16 protein-coding genes are annotated in these 21,342 nt (G+C 56.2%); 11 read left to right on the forward strand and 5 right to left on the reverse strand.

The features are described from left to right. The first annotated feature begins 15 nt into the window (after positions 1–15). The 6 genes from hrpB to fhuB all read left to right on the forward strand — a co-directional run bounded on the left by hrpB (position 16) and on the right by fhuB (position 11,227). Entirely contained in the window at positions 16–2,511 is a 2,496-nt protein-coding gene (gene hrpB / locus C7434_RS13610; protein WP_133745545.1) for an ATP-dependent helicase HrpB, read from the forward strand. 83 nt (positions 2,512–2,594) lie between these two features. Beyond that, positions 2,595–5,126: a bifunctional glycosyl transferase/transpeptidase gene (gene mrcB / locus C7434_RS13615; protein ID WP_039338694.1), complete on the forward strand. Its 2,532-nt coding sequence runs from the start codon at positions 2,595–2,597 to the stop codon at positions 5,124–5,126. A gap of 197 nt (positions 5,127–5,323) precedes the next feature. After that, entirely contained in the window at positions 5,324–7,525 is a 2,202-nt protein-coding gene (gene fhuA, locus C7434_RS13620; protein ID WP_133745546.1) for a ferrichrome porin FhuA, read from the forward strand. Positions 7,526–7,564: 39 nt separating this feature from the next. Continuing rightward, complete coding sequence (fhuC, locus tag C7434_RS13625) at positions 7,565–8,359, forward strand: Fe3+-hydroxamate ABC transporter ATP-binding protein FhuC (RefSeq protein ID WP_039338691.1); 795 nt, start codon at positions 7,565–7,567, stop codon at positions 8,357–8,359. A gap of 10 nt (positions 8,360–8,369) precedes the next feature. Beyond that, positions 8,370–9,248 carry a Fe(3+)-hydroxamate ABC transporter substrate-binding protein FhuD gene (gene fhuD, locus C7434_RS13630; protein WP_039338689.1) on the forward strand — a complete coding sequence of 293 codons (879 nt, stop codon included), beginning with the start codon at positions 8,370–8,372 and terminating at the stop codon, positions 9,246–9,248. Further along, positions 9,248–11,227 (forward strand): Fe(3+)-hydroxamate ABC transporter permease FhuB, encoded by a 1,980-nt coding sequence (fhuB, locus tag C7434_RS13635; protein ID WP_110267837.1) that lies wholly within the window; start codon positions 9,248–9,250, stop codon positions 11,225–11,227. The genes fhuD and fhuB overlap by 1 nt, the downstream gene beginning before the upstream one ends. Before the next feature lie 31 nt (positions 11,228–11,258). On the opposite strand, the gene hemL is transcribed toward fhuB, so the two are convergent. Further along, complete coding sequence (hemL, locus tag C7434_RS13640; protein ID WP_033740299.1) at positions 11,259–12,539, reverse strand: glutamate-1-semialdehyde 2,1-aminomutase; 1,281 nt, start codon at positions 12,537–12,539, stop codon at positions 11,259–11,261. A gap of 200 nt (positions 12,540–12,739) precedes the next feature. Between hemL and erpA the strand changes: the two genes are divergently transcribed. After that, the gene (gene erpA, locus C7434_RS13645) at positions 12,740–13,087 is read left to right on the forward strand and encodes an iron-sulfur cluster insertion protein ErpA (RefSeq protein WP_006117744.1); all 348 of its coding nucleotides are present in this window, start codon (positions 12,740–12,742) and stop codon (positions 13,085–13,087) included. Positions 13,088–13,116: 29 nt separating this feature from the next. Here the strand turns inward: erpA and C7434_RS13650 are convergent, their stop codons facing one another. The 3 genes from C7434_RS13650 to mtnN all read right to left on the reverse strand — a co-directional run bounded on the left by C7434_RS13650 (position 13,117) and on the right by mtnN (position 14,993). Then, the gene (locus tag C7434_RS13650; RefSeq protein ID WP_110267836.1) at positions 13,117–13,368 is read right to left on the reverse strand and encodes a hypothetical protein; all 252 of its coding nucleotides are present in this window, start codon (positions 13,366–13,368) and stop codon (positions 13,117–13,119) included. A gap of 121 nt (positions 13,369–13,489) precedes the next feature. Then, a complete protein-coding gene (btuF, locus tag C7434_RS13655) occupies positions 13,490–14,302 on the reverse strand; it encodes a vitamin B12 ABC transporter substrate-binding protein BtuF (RefSeq protein ID WP_006117746.1) in 813 nt (270 codons plus the stop codon). Beyond that, positions 14,295–14,993 (reverse strand): 5'-methylthioadenosine/S-adenosylhomocysteine nucleosidase, encoded by a 699-nt coding sequence (gene mtnN / locus C7434_RS13660; RefSeq protein ID WP_006117747.1) that lies wholly within the window; start codon positions 14,991–14,993, stop codon positions 14,295–14,297. Before mtnN ends, btuF begins: the two co-directional genes overlap by 8 nt. Positions 14,994–15,085: 92 nt before the next feature. Here mtnN and dgt point away from each other — a divergent pair, with 92 nt between their 5' ends. The 4 genes from dgt (at position 15,086) to C7434_RS13680 (ending at position 20,744) form a co-directional block, all read left to right on the forward strand. Further along, complete coding sequence (gene dgt / locus C7434_RS13665) at positions 15,086–16,576, forward strand: dGTPase (protein ID WP_006117749.1); 1,491 nt, start codon at positions 15,086–15,088, stop codon at positions 16,574–16,576. A gap of 133 nt (positions 16,577–16,709) precedes the next feature. Continuing rightward, positions 16,710–18,158, forward strand: coding sequence for a serine endoprotease DegP (gene degP, locus C7434_RS13670; protein ID WP_033740303.1), 1,449 nt, complete (start codon positions 16,710–16,712; stop codon positions 18,156–18,158). A gap of 179 nt (positions 18,159–18,337) precedes the next feature. Further along, positions 18,338–19,495 carry a CdaR family transcriptional regulator gene (locus C7434_RS13675; protein WP_133745547.1) on the forward strand — a complete coding sequence of 386 codons (1,158 nt, stop codon included), beginning with the start codon at positions 18,338–18,340 and terminating at the stop codon, positions 19,493–19,495. 31 nt (positions 19,496–19,526) lie between these two features. Continuing rightward, a complete protein-coding gene (locus C7434_RS13680) occupies positions 19,527–20,744 on the forward strand; it encodes an alginate lyase family protein (RefSeq protein WP_133745548.1) in 1,218 nt (405 codons plus the stop codon). A 73-nt stretch (positions 20,745–20,817) separates the two neighbouring features. On the opposite strand, the gene C7434_RS13685 is transcribed toward C7434_RS13680, so the two are convergent. Continuing rightward, entirely contained in the window at positions 20,818–21,210 is a 393-nt protein-coding gene (locus C7434_RS13685; RefSeq protein ID WP_006117754.1) for a DUF3461 family protein, read from the reverse strand. Positions 21,211–21,342: the final 132 nt, after the last annotated feature.

Raw genomic sequence — 21,342 nt, forward strand, 5'->3', positions numbered from 1 at the left:
CGGATGAGTGCTACAATGCGCGCCATCTTAACACAGCCATTAGCGGAGTTTTTGGTGAGTGATCTCCCCATCAGCGCGGTGTTGCCTGACCTGCTGAGCGCCCTTGATCAGGCCTCGAACGTCCTGCTGGCTGCGCCTACCGGCGCAGGTAAATCCACCTGGTTACCCCTTCAGCTGTTACAGCACAAGGCGCTGTCAGGGCGCATTATCATGCTGGAGCCACGCCGACTGGCCGCACGCAACGTGGCGCAACGGCTGGCTGAGCTACTGGGCGAACAGCCCGGCGCCACGGTGGGTTACCGCATGCGCGGCGAAAACTGCAGCGGACCCATGACCCGGCTTGAGGTAGTGACCGAAGGTATTCTGACGCGCATGTTGCAGCAGGATCCGATGCTGGATGGCGTGTCGCTGGTGATTCTGGATGAATTTCATGAGCGCAGCCTGCAGGCGGATCTGGCGCTGGCGCTGTTACTGGATGTTCAGCAGGGATTGCGTGACGATCTGAAAATTTTGCTGATGTCAGCCACGCTCGATAATACTCGCCTGGCGACGCTGCTACCGGACGCGCCGCTGATTGCCTCAGAAGGTCGCAGCTATCCGGTCGAACGGCGTTATGCTCCGTTGAGTCCGAGCCTGCGTTTTGACGAGGCGGTAGCGCGTGAAGTCGCGCAGTTGCTTCGACAGGAAAGCGGCTCGCTGCTGCTTTTTCTGCCCGGCGTGGCAGAGATAGCGCGCGTAAAACGCGAGCTGGAAACCCGTGTCGATGAGGATGTCGATTTAACGCCGCTTTATGGCGCGCTTCCGCTGGCCGCTCAGCAGCAGGCTATTTTGCCTGCCGCCCCCGGACGCCGCAAAGTGGTGCTGGCGACCAATATTGCCGAAACCAGCTTAACGATCGAAGGTATTCGTCTGGTCGTGGACAGTGCCCAGGAGCGGCGCGCGCTGTTTGATGCACGCAGCGGCGTGACGCGGTTGCAGACTCAGCGCATCAGCCAGGCGTCGATGACGCAGCGCGCCGGACGCGCCGGACGACTGATGCCGGGCATCTGCCTGCACCTGACTTCACAGGAGCAGGCGGAACGGGCGCCTGCACAGGGCGAAGCCGAAATCCTGCACAGCGATCTCGCGTCATTGTGGCTGGAACTGCTGCAGTGGGGCTGTACAGACATCGACCAGCTACAGTGGATCGATCGGCCACCTGAAAAGCACTTACGGGCAGCGCAGCAGCAGCTGATACGCCTTGGAGCGCTGGATGAATCAGGACGACTGAACACACAGGGCAGACGCATGGCGCAGCTCGGCAGTGATGCCAGGCTGAGCGCTATATTATGTGCCGCAGGGCGTGATGCCGATGCGGTGGCCAGCGCGGCACTACTCGTCGCCGTGCTGGAGGATCCGCCCCGCGCGGGCAGTGTTGATCTACGTGATGTTCTCTGTCGGCCTTTACCGCACTGGTTGCGGCGCGCGCAGCACTGGCAAAAACGCCTTGGCGTCACAGGCGGACGGGTCGATGACGCGCATTTTCCCGCGTTGTTAACGGCGGGATTTCGCGATCGTCTGGCGCGCCGACGCGATAACAGCGGACGCTATCAGTTAGCCAACGGACTGGGGGCAGGGCTGGACGAACAGCAGGCGCTCACGCGTTACGAATGGCTCATTGCGCCTGTCTTATTACAGGGCAGCAGCGCCCCCGATGCACGTATCCTATTGGCCCTTCCCGTCGAGCTTGCGGCATTGACGCAGGCCTGTCCACAGCTTGTCGAACAGCGTACCGACGTGGAATGGGATGACGAGAAGGGCACGTTGCGCACCTTACGCCGTGAGCAGATTGGCGAACTGATACTGAAGACTCAGCCGCTTGCCCGACCGGATGCCGAGGCGTTACAGGCCGCGCTGCTACGCTGGGTCGCTAAAAAGGGGTTATCGGTACTGGGATGGACGCCGGAGGCTGAGCAACTGCGGTTACGTATCCAGTGTGCTGCCCAGTGGCTGCCCGAAGAGAACTGGCCCGCCGTCGATGAGGCCAGCCTGCTTGACTCGCTGGATCGCTGGCTGCAACCGCAGATGAGCGCCGTGCGGGATCTGAAGAGTCTGCAGTCGGTCAATCTGGTCACTGCGCTCTTACATTTGCTCACATGGTCACAACGTCAGCGGCTGGATACTGTGCTGCCAACTCATTACACTGTGCCCACCGGAAGTCGGCTGCCGATTCGCTATGATGCAGATAAACCGCCCGCGCTGGCGGTGCGTATTCAGGAAATGTTTGGCGAAGCCAGTAATCCTGCTGTCGCAGAAGGTCGCGTGCCGCTGGTGCTGGAGCTGTTATCGCCCGCCCAGCGTCCCTTACAGATCACCCGCGATCTGGCGGCGTTCTGGCGCGGTGCCTATAAAGATGTGCAAAAAGAAATGAAAGGGCGTTATCCCAAACATCCCTGGCCCGACGATCCGGCCTCCGCAATACCGACCCGGCGGACGAAAAAGAATACGTCACAGGGCGGGCCCGCTGTTTAATTCAGAGGGTTCTGCCATGCGACAGTGAAGAAAGCAGTTAGAGTAGCGGCGCAGCCGTAAGCTATGCCTGGAGAATGAAACCAATGTCTGGGAACGATCGCGAACCTATTGGGCGCAAAGGAAAACCGTTGCCACCGCGCAACAGCGCCCGCCGTGGGCGGCGCAGAGACATCGATAGTGATGTCGCTCAGGACGATTTTGATGATGATTACGAGGAGGAAGCGCCGGTGCCACGTAAAGGTAAAGGTGGAAAACCGCCGCGCGGCAAACGCCGTTGGCTGGGATGGTTTATTAAGCTGTTCCTGGTATTTGTAGTGGTCATGGCCGCGTGGGGCGTATACCTCGATTCGGAAATTCGCAGCCGCATTGACGGTAAAGTGTGGCAACTGCCCGCTGCTGTCTACGGTCGTATGGTCAGCCTCGAACCTGGCATGGCCTACAATAAAAGCGAAATGATTGCCCTGCTGGAAGGCACGCAGTACCGCGAAGTCTCGCGCATTACGCGTCCGGGAGAATTCTCGGTCAAAGGTAACACCATTGAACTGCTGCGTCGTCCGTTTGATTTCCCGGACAGCAAAGAAGGGCAGATTCATGCCCGAATGACATTCAGCAAAGATGAGCTGAGTGAGATTAAGAACGTCGAAACCGGGCGTGATTTTGGTTTCTTCCGGCTTGATCCTCGTCTGATTACGATGCTGCAGTCACCCAATGGTGAACAGCGCTTGTTCGTTCCCCGTGCCGGTTTCCCTGATCTGTTGGTGGATACCTTAATCGCAACGGAAGATCGCCACTTTTATGAGCACGACGGCATCAGCCCGTACTCCATTGGCCGTGCCTTCCTGGCGAACATCACCGCCGGAAAAGCGGTGCAGGGCGGCAGTACGCTTACCCAGCAACTGGTCAAAAACCTGTTCCTGACTAATGAGCGTTCGCTGTGGCGTAAAGCCCGTGAAGCCTATATGGCCGTGATCATGGATGCCCGTTACAGCAAAGATCGTATTCTGGAGCTTTACCTGAACGAGGTGTATCTCGGTCAGGCAGGTAACGATCAGATCCGCGGTTTCCCTCTGGCCAGCCTCTACTATTTTGGCCGCCCGGTTGACGAGCTGAGTCTCGATCAGCAGGCGATGCTGGTGGGCATGGTGAAAGGGGCGTCGCTCTATAACCCATGGCGTAACCCGAAACTGGCCCTGGAACGACGTAATCTGGTGCTGCGCCTGCTGCAGCAGCAGAAAGTGATCGATCAGGAACTGTACGACATGCTGTCGGCCCGTCCGTTGGGCGTGCAGCCGAAAGGCGGTGTGATTACGCCACAGCCTGCCTTTATGCAGATGGTGCGTAATGAGCTTCAGGCAAAACTGGGCGACAAAGTCAAAGATCTGTCGGGCGTGAAAATTTTCACCACCCTGGATCCGGTTTCTCAGGATGCGGCCGAAAAAGCCGTTGTAGACGGTATTCCCACCCTGAAAAAACAGCGCGGTCTGAAAGATCTGGAAACCGCAATGGTGGTCGTTGACCGCTTTACGGGTGAAGTTCGCGCGATGGTCGGTGGGGCTGATCCGCAGTTTGCCGGGTATAACCGCGCGTTGCAGGCGCGCCGATCCATCGGCTCGCTGGCGAAACCGGCCACCTATCTGACCGCGCTGAGTCAACCCAACACTTACCGCCTGAACAGCTGGATTGCGGATGAGCCTATCGCGCTGAAACAGCCGAATGGCAGCATCTGGAAACCCATGAACGACGACCGGCGCTTTAGTGGCAAAGTGATGCTGGTCGATGCGCTGACGAACTCCATGAACGTGCCAACGGTTAACCTGGGCATGACGCTGGGACTGAATGCGGTGGTGGACACCTGGACGAAGCTGGGTGTGCCTAAAGATCAGCTGAATCCGGTTCCGGCGATGTTACTGGGCGCACTCAACCTGACGCCTGTGGAAGTGGCTCAGGCCTTCCAGTCCATTGCCAGCGGTGGGAATCATGCAGAGCTGTCAGCCGTGCGTTCGGTCATCGCGGAAGACGGTACCGTGCTGTACCAGAGCTTCCCGCAGGCGCAGCGCGTAGAACCGGCACAGGCGGCTTACTTAACGCTGTATACCATGCAACAGGTCGTCGATCGCGGTACCGCCCGGGCGCTGGGGGCACGTTTCCCGAATGCGCACCTGGCAGGGAAAACCGGCACCACGAACGATCTGGTCGACAGCTGGTTTGCCGGGATTGATGGTAAAGAAGTGGCGATCACCTGGGTTGGCCGTGATAACAACCAGCCGACCAAACTCTATGGTGCCAGCGGGGCGATGCAGATTTACCGCCGCTACCTGGACAATCAGGCTCCGATGCCGCTGCAGCTTACTCCGCCGGAAGATGTGACGATGATGAACATCGATACTGCGGGTAACTTTGTCTGCGGTTCAGGAAGCAGCACATGGCGCACGCTGCCTGTCTGGACGCTGGATCCGAATGCGCTCTGCCAGCAGCAGCAACAGCAGGTTCAGCAAATGCAGCAACAGCAGCAGATGCAGGACCAGCAACAACAGCAGTTACAGCAGCAGCAACAGCAGGAACAAAAAGACAGCAACGGCGTTGCCGGCTGGATAAAAGATATGTTCGGCAAATAACCCGTCAAACGCGGATGAAAAAGGCACTTCGGTGCCTTTTTTATTCCACATCAAAACCCCTTGTTATCGCCCGTGACACGACGCCACGCCGGGGAATTCTGCTTGCAGAAATTGCGAGACTTCGCATATTATCCAATCGTTATAATAATCATTATCGTTTCGATTCGCTTAATCATCCCCATTTGAGAGACACCTTCATGACAGCGCGTGCTTTCCCTTTTGCTTCTCCATCCGGCGTATTTACGCGTCGGCCTCTGGCTTTGATCATTGCCCTGGTGACCAGCGGCGCAAGCGTAATGGCTTACGCTGAACAAACGGTGGTGGTATCTGCAAATGGCGGTGGTGCGGTAGCGCAGGAAAACGCGTGGGGCCCGGCGCCCACCATCGCCGCAAAACACAGCGCCACCGGCACCAAAACGGACACGCCGATTGAAAAGAATCCGCAGTCGGTTTCTGTGGTGACGCGGGAAGAGATGGAGATGCGCAGCGTCACCAGCGTGAAGCAGGCCTTTAATTACACGCCGGGTGTGCTTACCGGTAACCGCGGCAGTTCAGGCGTCTATGATGCGTTGTCAATTCGCGGTTTTAGCGAAACCAACACCAACCAGTATCTCGATGGGTTGAAGCTGCAGGGCGACAACTACTCGGAATTCGCTATTGATCCCTATTTCCTGGAGCGGGCTGAGCTGCTGCGCGGGCCGGTGTCGGTGCTGTACGGTAAGAGCAACCCGGGCGGTGTGGTCGCGCTGGTCAGTAAACGTCCCACCCAGGAAACGCTGCGTGAAGTGCAGTTCCAGATGGGCAATCACAATCTTTACTCTACCGGCTTTGATTTTGGCGGTGCGATCGATGACGCAGGCGTTTACAGCTACCGTCTGACAGGCCTGGCGAGCAGCCAGGATGCCCAGCAGGCGAACAACAAGCAAAAGCGCTACATCATCGCGCCGTCCTTCAGCTGGCGACCAGACGAAAACACCCGTCTGGATCTGCTGACCTACTTCCAGAATGAACCGGACACGGGTTATTACGGCTGGTTACCGCGTGAAGGCACGGTCGTGCCCATTACGCGCCCTGATGGCAGTCAGTACAAACTGCCCACCAACTTTGATGAAGGGGAGAAGAGCAATCGCATCTCCCGTAACACCAAAATGGTCGGCTACAGCTTTGAACACCGTTTTGATGAGACCTGGACGGTACGCCAGAACCTGCGTTATGCCGAGTTAACGACGGATTACCGCAGCATTTATGGCAATGGATTTAACGCCGCCACCCAGGAAATCACGCGAGGTTATGCCACTTCAGACGAAAAACTGAATGAGTTCGCTGTCGATAACCAGGCACAGGCAAAATTTGCAACCGGTCAACTCGACCATACGCTTTTGCTTGGTGTGGATTATCAACGTATGCGTAATGATATCAACGCAGCGTTTGGTTCAGCATTTCCTTTGAATGCGGTTGCTCCTCAGTACGGTAATGATTCGCTTAACGGCACGCCTTTCCCCTATCGTTATCTGAACAAACAGGAACAAACCGGCCTTTACGCGCAGGATCAAATGGCGTGGGATCGTTGGGTGCTGACGTTAGGCAGCCGTTATGATTACGCGATGACATCTGCGTTAAATCGCGACACCAATACCGAAGTCAAAAATCATGATCAGGCCTTCACCTGGCGTGGCGGCGTAAACTACGTTTTTGATAACGGTATCGCGCCTTATTTCAGTTATAGCGAATCCTTTATCCCAACGGCCGGGACGACAGTGAGCGGGCAACCTTTCGACCCATCGCGTGCTAAGCAGTACGAAACGGGAGTGAAATATGTGCCGAAAGATCGTCCTGTCGTGGTTACGGCTGCGATGTATGAACTGACTAAGTCCAAAAATTTAACAGCCGATCCTGACCATACCCTTTTCAGCATCCAGAGCGGCGAAATCCGTTCTCGCGGTGTCGAACTGGAAGCCAAGGCGGCCCTCAATGCCAACGTCAACCTGACCGCGTCTTACACCTACACCGATGCTGAATATACGGAAGATACACAGCTTAAAGGCAAAACCCCGGTGCAGGTGCCTAAGCACATGGCCTCGCTGTGGAGCGACTATACCTTCCATGAAACGGCGCTGTCCGGCGTAACGGTGGGCGCGGGCGTCCGTTATGTGGGCGAAACACAGGGGTTATACAGTGCGGGTCCCGACGTGAACCAAAACTTCACCGTCGCGGGTTACACTACCGTCGATGCCGCGTTGAAATATGATTTAGGCCGTTTTGGTTTGCCTGGCTCAACGGTTGGCGTTAACGTTAACAACCTGTTTAACCGTGACTACGTTGCCAGTTGCTACCGTGAATACGCGTGCTACTGGGGCGCAGAGCGACAAATTGTCGGCACCGCCACGTTCCGGTTCTGATCGATGAGGGCGCTTCGGCGCCCGTTTACAGGGATAACCATGCAGCTTCCGCAGTACCAACAGACCGCCTTCCGACTGGATAACGCCAGCTTTCGCGTACCGGGCCGTACGCTCCTTCATCCCGTTTCTCTCGCTTTTACGCCAGGTAAAGTCACCGCGCTGATTGGGCACAATGGTTCAGGGAAATCCACGCTGTTAAAAATGCTGGGGCGGCATCACGCGGCCAGTGAAGGGCGGGTTCTGCTCAACGAACAGCCTGTTGATCGCTGGAGCAGCAAAGCGTTTGCCCGTGAGGTCGCCTATTTGCCGCAGCAGTTACCGGCTGCGGAAGGCATGACGGTACGTGAGTTGGTGGCCATTGGGCGTTATCCCTGGCATGGTGCGCTGGGGCGCTTTACGCAGGACGATCGCGAGCGGGTCGCGCAGGCAATCGCGCGGGTTGGACTAACGCCATTCGCCTCGCGGCTGGTCGACAGCCTCTCTGGTGGTGAGCGCCAGCGTGCATGGCTGGCAATGATGGTCGCTCAGAACAGCCGCTGCCTGTTGCTGGATGAACCTACCTCTGCGCTGGATATTGCCCACCAGGTGGATGTGCTGGCGCTGATTCAGACGCTGAGCCATGAACATGGCTTAACGGTCATTACCGTCTTACACGATATTAATATGGCGGCTCGCTATTGTGACCATCTGGTCGCCTTGCGCGGCGGCAAACTGATTGCAGAAGGTGGACCAGAACACATTATGCAGGCAGATGTGTTGCAGGCGATTTACGGTATCCCAATGGGCATCTTCCCCCATCCTGGCGGCGGCGCGCCGGTGAGTTTTGTGTGTTAAGGATACGATAATGCCGGATTTATATCGCCGTCGCCTGCTGATGGCAATGGCGTTGTCGCCTCTCATCCCGTCTTTCCCATCGCCTGCGGCACAGCCTGACAGCGACCGCGTTATTGCGCTGGAGTGGCTGCCCACCGAGTTACTCCTGGCGCTGGGCGTGAACCCGTTGGGTGTGGCGGACGTGCATAACTACAACGTCTGGGTCGGACAGCCGCCATTGCCTGCGGGCGTGGTGGATGTCGGGTTACGTACCGAGCCAAATCTTGAACTGATGACTCAGATGCATCCCTCGCTGATTCTCTGCTCGAACGGTTACGGTCCACCGAAAGATAAGCTGCGGCGCATTGCGCCGATCATGGGGTTTGACCTGCACAATGGCGATGGCAAACCGCTGAGTCGCGCACGGGCCTCATTGCGGGCGCTGGCGGCCCGACTGGGACGGGAGGCGCAGGCTGAAGCGCATCTGCAACAGGTGGATGCGGAGATTGCGGCGGCGCGTCAGCGTCTGGCGCCGCACGCCGGTCGGGCCATTTTGCTGATGTCGCTACTCGACAGCCGCCACGCTATTACCTTCGGTAAAAACAGCTTATTCCTGGAAGTGATGGCGCTTTTGAATCTGAAAAATGCCTGGCAGGGCGAAACCAGTTTTTGGGGCAGCGCCGTGATTGGACTGGAACGGCTGGCCGTTTTCCATGACGTAGAGGCGATCTGCTTCGATCATGACAATGATGCCGTGATGCAGCAGCTGTCGCGAAGTCCGTTATGGCAGTCCATGCCGTTTGTTCACAGCGGCCATTTCCAGCGCGTTCCGGCGGTGTGGTACTACGGTGCGACCTTGTCAGCCCTGCACTTTATTCGCGTGCTGGAACGTGCGCTGGAGAAATCGTAATGCGTCATCGTTTTTTCCCGTTAGCCGTGACAGGTACGCTGTTCTTCCTGGCGCTGGTGTTAACCGCGATCAATCTGCAACAGGCGCTGCCCACGAACCAGTGGTTGCAGGCGCTGTGGACACCGGACAGCAGCAACATTGAGCAAATGGTCTTTCACTACAGCTTACTGCCGCGCTGGTCACTGGCGCTGCTGGTGGGGGCAGGGCTGGGGTTAGCCGGATTACTGTTTCAGCAGGTGTTGCGCAATCCGCTGGCCGAACCGGGCACGTTAGGCGTTTCATCCGGCGCGCAGTTAGGAATGACCGTCGCGACCTTATGGCACCTGCCGGGTGGGGCGCTGGCTCATCAGTTCGCCGCGTCGGGTGGCGCGCTGTTGGTCGGTGCGCTGGTGTTCAGCGTGGCCTGGCGCAAACGTCTGTCGCCCGTTACGCTGATTCTGGCAGGGCTGGTTCTCAGCCTGTACAGCGGCGCAGTGAACCAAATATTTGCCATCTTTAACCACGATCAACTGCAGAATATGTTTCTGTGGAGCACCGGCACGTTGAATCAGATGAGCTGGGACAGCGTTACCCAACTCTGGCCACGTCTGGTGCTGGCGCTGGTGCTGTCTCTGGCACTACTGAGACCGCTTACGCTGATGGGGCTGGACGATGGCGTCGCCAAAAATCTTGGGTTAGCGCTGTCTGCTACGCGGCTGGCCGTCCTGGTTCTGGCCATCTTGCTGAGCGCTCAGTTGGTGAGCGTAGCGGGGATCATTGGCTTCATTGGTTTATTTGCACCGCTGCTGGCAAGGCTGCTGGGTGGACGGCGGTTACTGAGCCGCATGCTGCTGGCACCTCTGATTGGTGCACTGCTGCTCTGGCTGGCGGATGCCTGCGTACTCTGGCTCACGGCGCACTGGCGCGAGGTCTCCACCGGAACCGTGACGGCGCTGCTGGGCGTGCCCATTCTGTTGGCGCTGTTACCTCGCCTGCGAACCGGATCCGTTCCGCCTGCGCTGGATCAGGGGGACAACGTGCCGGTCGAGCGATACCGTTACGGGCGCTGGACGCTGGTGGGATTGCTGATGCTGGGCGGGCTGACATGGCTGTGCCTGGCCTTTGGGCGCGATGCGCATGGCTGGGTTTGGACGTCTGGCGACATGCTGCAACAGTTATTACCCTGGCGCGCGCCGCGTGTGCTGGCGGCACTGGAGGTCGGCCTGATGCTCGGTGTGGCGGGCAGCCTGATCCAGCGCCTCACCGGTAATCCCATGGCCAGTCCTGAAGTGCTGGGCATCAGTTCCGGCGCGGCCTGCGGTGTGGTCGTGATGCTGTTCTTTGTTCCCGGCAACGCGCTGGCATTTCTGTTGCCGGCAGGTGCGCTGGGGGCGGCGATAACGCTGGCGGTTATTATGCTGGTCGCCAGTCGTGGTGGTTTCTCACCGGAACGTATGCTACTGGCGGGTATGGCACTCAACAGCGCCTTTGTCACCATTCTGATGCTGTTGATGGCAAGTGGCGATCCGCGCATGGCAGGGTTACTGACCTGGATATCCGGATCAACTTACAACATCAGTGCTACGCAGGCGCTGCAAAGTGCAGGCTGTGCGGCTGTTTTAGTGGCATTAGCGCCACTGGCCAGCCGCTGGTTAACCATTCTGCCACTTGGCAGCATGACCGCACGGTCTGTCGGTATGGCACTGACGGGTTCACGACTCGCCCTGTTGTTGTTAGCGGCGGCTTTAACGGCTTGCGCCACGCTGACGATTGGGCCGCTGAGCTTTGTCGGCTTAATGGCACCCCATATGGCCCGTATGTTGGGCTTTCGCCGCGCGCTGCCACAGGTTTTATTGTCTGGCGTGCTGGGGGCCGGGTTAATGGTGGCCGCAGACTGGTGCGGGCGCATGCTGGCCTTTCCCAGTCAGATTCCGGCGGGCCTGATGGCGACCTTTTTGGGCGCACCCTATTTTATCTGGCTACTGCGCCGTTCACGTTAAAAAAAAGACCGGCTCAGCCGGTCTTTTCTCATCAGAGCTTCGCGAAACAGCGCCGGGCCGCCTCGATGGTGTGCTGAATATCCTCATCAGTGTGTGCCAGCGACATAAACCCGGCCTCAAATGCGGACGGCGCAAAATACACGCCTTCTTCGAGCATCAGGTGGAAGAAGCGCTTGAAGCGTTCCACGTCGCACTGTGTCACGTCCTGATAGCAGGTGACGCTGTCGGCATCGGTAAAGAACAGGCCAAACATGCCGCCAACCTGATTCACCACCACGGGAATATTTTCCTGTCTGGCTGCCTCAACCAGCCCCTGAGCCAGTTGTTCAGTCAGACGGTTCAGCCTGTCATGCATACCTGGCTGCGCAATCTGCGTCAGGCAGGCATAACCGGCGGCCATGGCTACGGGATTACCGGACAACGTACCGGCCTGATAAACCGGCCCGGTCGGAGCCAGCGCGGACATGACCTCGCGACGGCCACCGAACGCACCCACTGGCATGCCACCGCCGATGATTTTGCCCAGGCAGGTGAGATCCGGCTTCACGTTATAGTGTGCCTGTGCGCCGCCCAGCGCCACACGGAAGCCTGTCATCACTTCATCAATAATCAGCAGCGCACCGAACTCATCGCACAGGGCACGCAGGCCCGGCAGGAAGTCAGGCTGCGGAGGGATACAGTTCATATTGCCGGCAACAGGCTCAACGATAATGGCAGCGACAGCCGCGGGATACTGTTCAAAGGCCGCACGAACAGAATCCAGATCGTTATAGGTGCAGGTCAGCGTATGCTTAGCAAAATCGGCGGGTACGCCCGGCGAGTTGGGTTGGCCCAGCGTCAGCGCACCTGATCCGGCTTTCACCAGCAGGTGGTCGGCATGGCCGTGATAGCACCCTTCGAACTTGATGATCTTATCGCGTCCGGTAAACCCGCGCGCCAGACGAATCGCACTCATGGTCGCTTCGGTGCCGGAGTTGACCATGCGCACCATTTCCATACTCGGTACCAGGTCACATACCAGCTGCGCCATGGTGACTTCCATTTCGGTCGGCGCACCAAAGCTCAGGCCGCGCTGGGCTGCCTCAATCACAGCCTGACGAATGCCTTCGTTGTTATGTCCCAGTACCATTGGCCCCCATGAGCCAACATAGTCGATATAGGCTTTGCCATCGGCGTCATACAGACAGGCGCCATCAGCATGCTCAATGAACAGCGGAACGCCGCCGACACCGGTAAACGCACGGACCGGCGAGTTCACACCGCCGGGGATCAGGCGTTGTGCTTCGGCGAACAGTTTTTCAGACTTACTCATTTTCGGCTCCAGCAGTTCATATAATTTCGGGCTATTCTACGGAAGAGGGGCGGCCGACGAAAGCCAGATATCCCTGCGTACGACTTCTCCGCGTCAATCCGGCACAGAGTGCGAAGCTGAGCGCTTGATTGCGGCGGGTCGCTGGCAGATAATAGCAACATTGAGGTCGTTTTCTGACCCGGACGTTTACGGAGTAACTCATGAGTGATGAAGTAGTAGCACTGCCGTTGCAGTTTACCGACGCAGCAGCCAACAAAGTGAAAAATCTGATTGCTGACGAAGATAACCCGGCGCTGAAGCTGCGTGTGTATATCACTGGTGGTGGTTGCAGCGGCTTTCAGTATGGTTTCACCTTCGACGATCAAATGAACGACGGTGATATGACCATTGAAAAGCAGGGCGTTTCGCTGGTGGTTGATCCAATGAGTCTGCAGTATCTGGTAGGCGGTTCGGTGGATTACACCGAAGGTCTGGAAGGGTCGCGCTTTATCGTAACCAACCCGAACGCCAAAACCACCTGCGGTTGCGGGTCTTCCTTCAGCATCTGATCATCAGGCCGCTCTCTCCGGGCGGCCTCTTACCATTCGATTGTCACCAGTCTGTCGTTCGTTGTGCGGCTTCCCTGACGCTTCAGCACCGTTTGCGTCACGCGCGGCTGTGCGCTGCTCTGGCGACCGCAGTCAACCTGTGGCGAAGACGGGCTTCGCACGCTGTTGACTTCGCAACGTGAATAGATAACAAGTCTGACATTGATAGAGCCGGTCGTGGATCCCGCGAACGCCTGCTGCGCGATCACAAGCCCTATGGCCATAAGCAGGGCTTTAGTCATAGTGAATTCCTGGTGTAGTCAAAAGCGCATCGCGCTGAAGGACGGCGGGCTTACATGGCACGCGTCTCTTAAATAACGTTAACGGCAGTGAAAATGATTACTTTAATCGGCAGGGCAATATTCAGTGGCCTGAAGATGCCTTTGGGGCAGGATGCAGTGCCTCACAGAGCTGCTCTGCGGCTAACAGGATACGCGGGCCCGGACGGCTGAGCCAGTCCTCGTTAATGGCAATGATGCGTACGTTAAGCTGCGGTCGCCAGAACTGCGCAAGCGTTTCAGCCTGTTGCGAACCGCCCGTTGTCACAATGACCTGAGGGTGGCGCATCAGGACCTGCTCCCGGCTCACCTGAGGCCAGCTCACCGGACTTGCGGCAAAAATATTTTGCCCGCCACACAGGCCGATAATGTCATTTTGCAGCGTCGCTTTAGCCGCCGTATACAGGGGGGAAAGACCAAACTGCACAAAAACGCGTACGGGGGGTTGCGGACGGTAGCGTTGGCGCAAGGCTGCGACCTGCTGGCGTAGTTGCGTAGCGGCCTGTGTAGCACGCTGGGGGGACGGGCTCCATCGGGCTAATCCAGCCAGCGAATGAATCATGTCATCCAGTGTCGAGGTGGCGACCCATTCCACATGAATCCCTGAGTGCACTAACTGCGCCACCTGACGGGATGAGGTGCCGCCGGGCCATGCCAGCACAACATCGGGCTTAAGCTGTAAAATGCGCTCAAGGTTCATCCCCTGCCAGGTCGCGACCTGCTCAATCTTTTGTGCTTCAGCGGGATAACCCGACCAGGCACTGACCGCAACCGGCGTGATGCCGGCGGCAAAAGCCAGTTCAGTCAGGTGAGGAGCCAGGGTGATGACGCGGGGCGGTGCAGCAGGTAGGCTGCTGCAAAACAGCAGCAGCCAGCAAAACAGCAGGGATTTAGCCATGTGCCAGGCGGGCCAGCAGATTTTCCACCATCAGGGAGGACTGCTTAGCGGCAACGCTCAGGAACTCATCGAAACTCAGGTGCGATTCCTGATCGGCCACATCGGAGATCGCGCGGACGACCACAAACGGCACGTTAAACTGGTGGCAGACATGGCCGATAGCGGTGGCTTCCATCTCAACGGCAATCGCCTGTGGGAACGTGGCGCGAATGCGGGCCAGAGGGGCTGCGCCATTGATAAACGCGTCACCGCTGACTACCAGGCCGCGAACCGCGTTGAGATTCAACTGCTGAATACAGGCTTCTGCGGCGGCGATCAGCTTACTGTCTGCGGTAAAGGCCGCGGGGCAGCCCGCCATCTGGCCCGGTTCATAACCAAAGGCTGTGACATCGGCATCGTGATAGCGCACTTCATCGGACACCACAATATCGCCTACCTTTAACGAAGAGGCTAAGCCGCCCGCTGAGCCGGTGTTAATCACCAAATCGGGTTTGCACAATTGCAGTAACAATGTGGTGCCCATAGCGGCCGAGGTCTTACCAATGCCGGATTTCAGCAACGCAACGTCCACACCATTCAGTGTGCCAGTGTAAATTTCACAACCAGCCAGAGACAGGGTCTGGCGATTTTCAATTTTGTCTCGCAGCAGGGTAACTTCCTGCTCCATTGCGCCAATGATGCCTGCTTTCATTTTACGTCTCGCTAATGTAATGGATGTCAATATCAGGCATAGTCTATCATGGCAGTGACGGGATTATTTCACGAAAAAATAAGGGGACAGCTATGGCGACGATCAATTTCAGGAAGAAGATCAGCTTCACTCGCCCTTATAGCAACCGTAAAGATCCACAGGGGGAATATTTTATTACCCGCCATTTCGAAAGCGATCGTGGGCGGATCATTAATTCAGCGGCAATTCGTCGACTGCAACAAAAAACCCAGGTATTCCCGCTTGAGCGCAACGCCGCCGTACGTTCCCGTCTGACGCATTCGCTTGAAGTGCAACAAACCGGCCGGTATATCAGCAAAGAAATTCTGCAGACGCTAAAGATGCAGGGTGGACTGGCAAAATATGGTCTGGATGACATGGAAGGGGCGTTCGAAAGCCTCGTCGAAATGGCCTGCCTGTTACATGATGTAGGTAACCCACCGTTTGGGCATTTTGGCGAAGCCGCCATTAATGACTGGTTTGAAGATAACCTGCCCGCTGAACTGGTCGATCCGCTGGTTGCGGGTGTTGAAAACGAGGCGCAGCGCGCGGACTTTGATCGCATGAACGCCATGATTCGTCAGGATTTGTGCCACTTCGAAGGGAATGCTCAGGCTATTCGCATGGTGCATTCGCTGCTGCAACTCAACCTGAGCTATTCTCAGGTAGCCTGCATCCTGAAATATACCGCGCCCGCATGGTGGCAGGGGGAAAAACCGGCTCAGTTTAGCGTATTAATGAAAAAGCCGGGCTTCTATTTATCTGAGCGGGAATATATCGATGAGCTTCGCACCGCCACAAATTTGACGGAACACCATCGCTTTCCGCTGACCTATATCATGGAAGCCGCTGACGACATCTCCTATTGTATTGCCGATTTAGACGATGCCGTTGAAAAAGCCATATTTAACGTGGACAGTCTGTATGAATATCTCAGCAAGGCCTGGGGAACAATAAATAATAACGATGCCTTCAGTCGTACAGTGGGGGAAGCGTGGCGCGAAGCGGGCAGTAAAAAACGCCGTAGCCGTAGCGATCAATTTTTTATGTCGCTGCGGGTCAATGTTCAGAATGTTTTGGTCACCTACGCGGTGAAACGTTTTATTGATAATCTGCCTGCCATATTCGAGGGGCACTTCAACCATGCTTTATTAGAAGACGAAGGTGAAGAGGGCCGTTTATTACAGATTTTTAAAACCGTGGCGCGCCAGCAGGTGTTTAATCATTCCGAAGTTGAGCAACTGGAACTGCAGGGTTATCGGGTAATTAAGGGCTTGCTGGAAATATATCAGCCGCTGATGTCGCTCAATTATGAAGCGTTTACCACACTGATAAATGAAGACTTTTTACGCCATCATCCCATAGAGACCCGACTGTTCCATAAACTGTCTGGTAAACACCGAAAAGCCTATTTGTATAAAATGCGTACATTGGTTGTTGAGCATAAATATGAGCGTTTGTTATGGGAACGTTATTATCGTTTTCGCCTGATTCAGGATTACATTAGTGGCATGACGGATCTCTATGCCTGGGATGAGTATCGTCGCTTAATGGCGGTGGAATAACCCGAGAATTGTAAAGAGCGCGAATAAATTTTTACTTTTGCCTAAAACTTTTAGAGGAACTTCGCGCTAAAACATTTATCTCAACATTCGACCACAGCAATGGTCAGTATATCCATCATTGTGAGATACCAAAATGAAAAAAACCTCGTTAATGTTAAGCGCCCTGGCGCTTAGTCTTGGCATGGCACTGACCCCTGTGAGTGCTTTCGCTGCGGAAACGTCCTCTTCCGTGTCATCCACCAACAGCCAGCAGTTGCCGAGCCTTGCGCCAATGCTGGAAAAGGTTATGCCTTCAGTCGTGAGTATCAGCGTTGAAGGAAGTACGACGGTCAAAACGCCACGGATGCCGCAGCAGTTTCAGCAATTTTTTGGCGATAATTCGCCTTTCTGCCAGGACGGTTCGCCGTTCATGGGCTCACCGCTTTGCCAGGGCGGTGACGGTGGCGGTGCCCCTGCCGCGCCAGATACGCAGCAGCAAAAATTTAGAGCGCTGGGCTCTGGTGTCATCATTAACGCTGAAAAAGGCTATGTGGTCACCAATAACCATGTGGTAAACGACGCGACGAAAATTCAGGTAAAACTGAGCGATGGTCGCAGTTACGATGCCAAAGTGATTGGTAAAGATCCCAGCTCGGATATCGCATTAATTCAGCTGGAAGGTGCTAAAAATCTTACCGCGATTAAGATGGCCGACTCTGACAATTTACGGGTGGGCGATTACGCCGTGGCGATTGGTAACCCGTATGGTCTGGGTGAAACCGTTACGTCTGGTATCGTGTCCGCGCTGGGACGCAGTGGCCTGAATGTTGAAAACTATGAGAACTTTATTCAAACCGATGCGGCCATCAACCGGGGTAACTCGGGTGGCGCTCTGGTAAATCTCAACGGCGAGCTGATTGGCATCAACACCGCTATCCTGGCACCGGACGGCGGCAACATTGGTATTGGTTTCGCCATCCCGAGCAACATGGTGAAAAACCTGACGGCACAAATGGTGGAATACGGTCAGGTTAAACGCGGTGAGCTGGGCATTATGGGAACCGAGCTTAACTCTGAGCTGGCGAAGGCGATGAAAGTCGATGCGCAACGCGGTGCATTCGTCAGTCAGGTCGTACCGAACTCCGCGGCGGCGAAGGGCGGTATTAAAGCGGGTGACGTCATTGTGTCGATGAACGGTAAGCCGTTAACCAGCTTTGCTTCACTGCGTGCCGAAGTCGGCTCGTTGCCGGTAGGAACCACGCTGAAACTTGGCATACTGCGTGACGGTAAACCGCTGGATGTGACGGTTCAGCTGCAGCAGAGCACGCAGGACAAGGTGCAGTCCGCCACCATTTACACCGGTATTGAAGGCGCGGATCTGAGCAATAATTCAGGTAAAGAGAAAGGCGTTCGGGTTGACAGCGTGAAAGCGGGCAGCGCGGCGGCCAGAATTGGCCTGAAAAAAGGCGACCTGATTCTTGGCGTCAACCAGCAGGCCGTCAGCAATCTGGGCGAACTGCGTAAAATCCTCGATACCAAACCACCGGTACTGGCGTTGAACGTGCAGCGCGGAGACAGTTCACTGTATCTGCTGGCGCAGTAATCACAGGCAGGGGTTTATCACAGGCGGACTTCGGTCCGCCTTTTTTATGGCGACGCGCACAAATGTGATGGTCGCCGCATTTCTGTTAATGCCTGCCAGGCCTTGTGCAGATGCACAATGTTCTCCCGGTATCGCGCGTCTATGCTGTTTTCCCCCTCTTTATGACTCAGGAGTACAGGATGGCAACCTGTCATCTCGACGCACGACTGGCGCAGGAAATTGTCGCGCGCACTATGAAAATCATTGATGGCAATGTCAACGTTATGGATGCACGAGGACGGATTATTGGCAGCGGTGACCGGGAGCGCATCGGCGAATTACATGAGGGTGCATTGTTAGTGCTGTCTCAGGGACGTATTGTGGATATTGACGATGCGGTGGCCCGGCATCTGCATGGAGTCAGGCCGGGAATTAATCTGCCGTTGCGTATCGACGGGATGATTGTTGGAGTGATTGGTCTGACGGGCGAGCCGGGTGCGCTGCGTCACTATGGTGAATTAGTCTGTATGGCCGCAGAGATGATGCTGGAGCAGGCGCGGCTGTTGCACATGCTGGCGCAGGACAGCCGTCTGCGGGAAGAGTTGGTGCTCAATCTCATTCGCAGTGACGCGATCTCCCCGCAACTCACCGAATGGGCGCAGCGCCTCGGCATCGATCTTAATCAGCCCCGAATCGTGGCGGTGATCGAAGTGGACAGCGGGCAGCTTGGCGTTGACAGCGCGATGTCAGAATTACAGCAGTTGCAGACGTTATTGACGACACCGGCGCGGGATAACCTGATTGCCATCGTCTCACTAACCGAAATGGTCGTGCTGAAACCGGCATTAAATGCTCACGGACGTTATGATCAACACGATCACCGCAGGCGGATCGAACAGCTCATGCAGCGCATGAAGGAAAGTGGTCATCTGCGCATGCGTATCGCGCTGGGCAATTTCTTTACGGGCATGGGCAGCATTGCACGTTCATATCGTACTGCGCGAACAACGATGGCGGTGGGAAAGCAGCGTATGCCCGAGGTTCGCAGCTATTTTTATCAGGATTTGATACTGCCGGTCCTGCTCGACAGCTTACGGGGTGGCTGGCAGTCAAATGAACTGGCGCGTCCGCTGGAAAAGCTAAAAAGCATGGACAGCAACGGTTTGCTGCGACGCACGCTGAGTGCCTGGTTCAGCAACAACGTGCAGCCCGGCGCGACGTCGCGTGCGCTTTTTATTCATCGAAATACCCTGGAATACCGTTTAAATCGTATCGCTGAATTGACGGGACTCAACCTGGGCAAGGTCGACGATCGCCTGCTGTTGTACATCGCGATCCAACTGGATGAGCAGGGCTGACAGGGCCCGAAAAAACGAAGAGGACAGACTGATGCGCGCACTGAGTTGGGGATGTGGCTTACTGATACTTGCGTTCACCTGCCAGGCGGCGGCGGCGGACACACTGATTTTTCTCTCGACAAAGACTTTGCTCACTACACGGCAGACCATCCAGAATCAGCAGGCAAGCCCACGTACGCAGCAAGCCTGGCAACAGCTGAAACAGCAGGCGGATAAGGCGCTTAAGCAGCCCGATCCCAGCGTCATGGACAAAGGTCTGGTGCCCCCCAGCGGCTCGCGACACGATTATCTCAGCCTGAGCGCGTACTGGTGGCCGGACGCCCGGCAGAAAACGGGGCTTCCGTGGAGGCGTCGGGATGGCGAGGTGAATCCCGACACAAAAAACAACCAAACAGACGGGCTGCGTTTTGCGCGTTTTAGTGCCGATGTGCAGGCACTGACGCTGGCCTGGTTCTTTTCGGGCGATGTACGCTATGCCAGTAAAGCCCAATCGATGATCCGTCACTGGTTTATCGATCCTGCCAGCCGCATGAACCCCAACCTTAACTTTGCGCAAGGCGTGCCGGGCATCAGCACGGGTCGGCATGATGGCGTACTGGATGGGCGTTATTTTGCCACCCGCATTGTTGATGCGTTGATATTGCTGCGTCAGTCACTTGGCTGGCGTGCAGGCGACGAGGCCGCGCTACAGCGCTGGTTCCACGACTACCTTACCTGGCTGCAAACCAGTAAGCTGGCGCGCCAGGAGCGGCATGCGGCCAACAATCACGGTAGCTGGTATTGTGTTCAGGTGGCCGGGATTGCCGCTTACCTGCATAACGACGCCGTTATGAGGGACATGATGGCGCTGGCTAAAACGAAGATCGGTGGGCAGATAGCGCGTGATGGCACGCAGCCGCTTGAACTGGCCCGCACCCGCTCTTTTCACTACAGTTTTTTTAATTTACAGGCGCTGACTGCGATAGCGGCCTTGTCGTCTCAGCGCGGTGAGGACGATCTCTGGCACTACTCTGACAAACAGGGCGGCTCGCTGCTGGCTGCGTTGGATTATATGGCACCGTTTAGTGATTCTGCGCGCCGCTGGCCGTGGAAGACGCGCGACCGTAACAGCGGGCGCGTCATTCCCCTGCTTATGCTGGCGGATAATGCGCTGGGTTCTGCACGCTATCAATCCTGGATTGACCGGTTTGACTGGCGTGAGGCGACTGAAGATGTCTTGCGTGAAGGGGCGTTGCTGCGGCAGGAGTAGCAGGGCATAAAAAAGGCCCGCCGCACAAAGTGACGCTCACTCAGGACGGCAGGCCGTAGTACGTTTGAAGGGATTAACGGCCGCTGCGGGTCAGTTTTTCCAGATCGGATTCAATTTCCGCGATCTTGTGTGACACCACGCCTTCCAGATGACGCAGATCGTCCAGAATTTTACGTTTCAGATCGACTTCAACCTGATCGCGCTGGCAAATTTGATCCAACTCATCGATGACATAGCGCAGGTTAGGGCTGATTTCCTGCACTTCACGGTAGCCCTGCGACGCATTATCGGCGACGACCGTTTTACGCTGACGAGGGTATTTAAATTTCACGCTTTTAGCGAAAAATTCGCCTTTATCTTTGCGGAAATAAATTTTCAAAATATCGTTATTCGCTTCCTGACGCAGGCTGTAGCGATCGATATCGTCGGGGTTACTAATGCCTAAGCTCTTAATATTGTCATACATAACGTTTTTTCCACCAAATGATAAGCGCGCAGAATTGTTCATGACTTAATGACTGTAGACATAAATAACATGAATCAGTGCGCAACAGGATTTAACTGGCGCGAATTATGACCTGGATGAAAAGTAAACGCA

This window comes from Pantoea sp. PNA 14-12, from assembly GCF_004364735.1.
Classification (GTDB): Bacteria; Pseudomonadota; Gammaproteobacteria; order Enterobacterales; family Enterobacteriaceae; genus Pantoea; species Pantoea stewartii.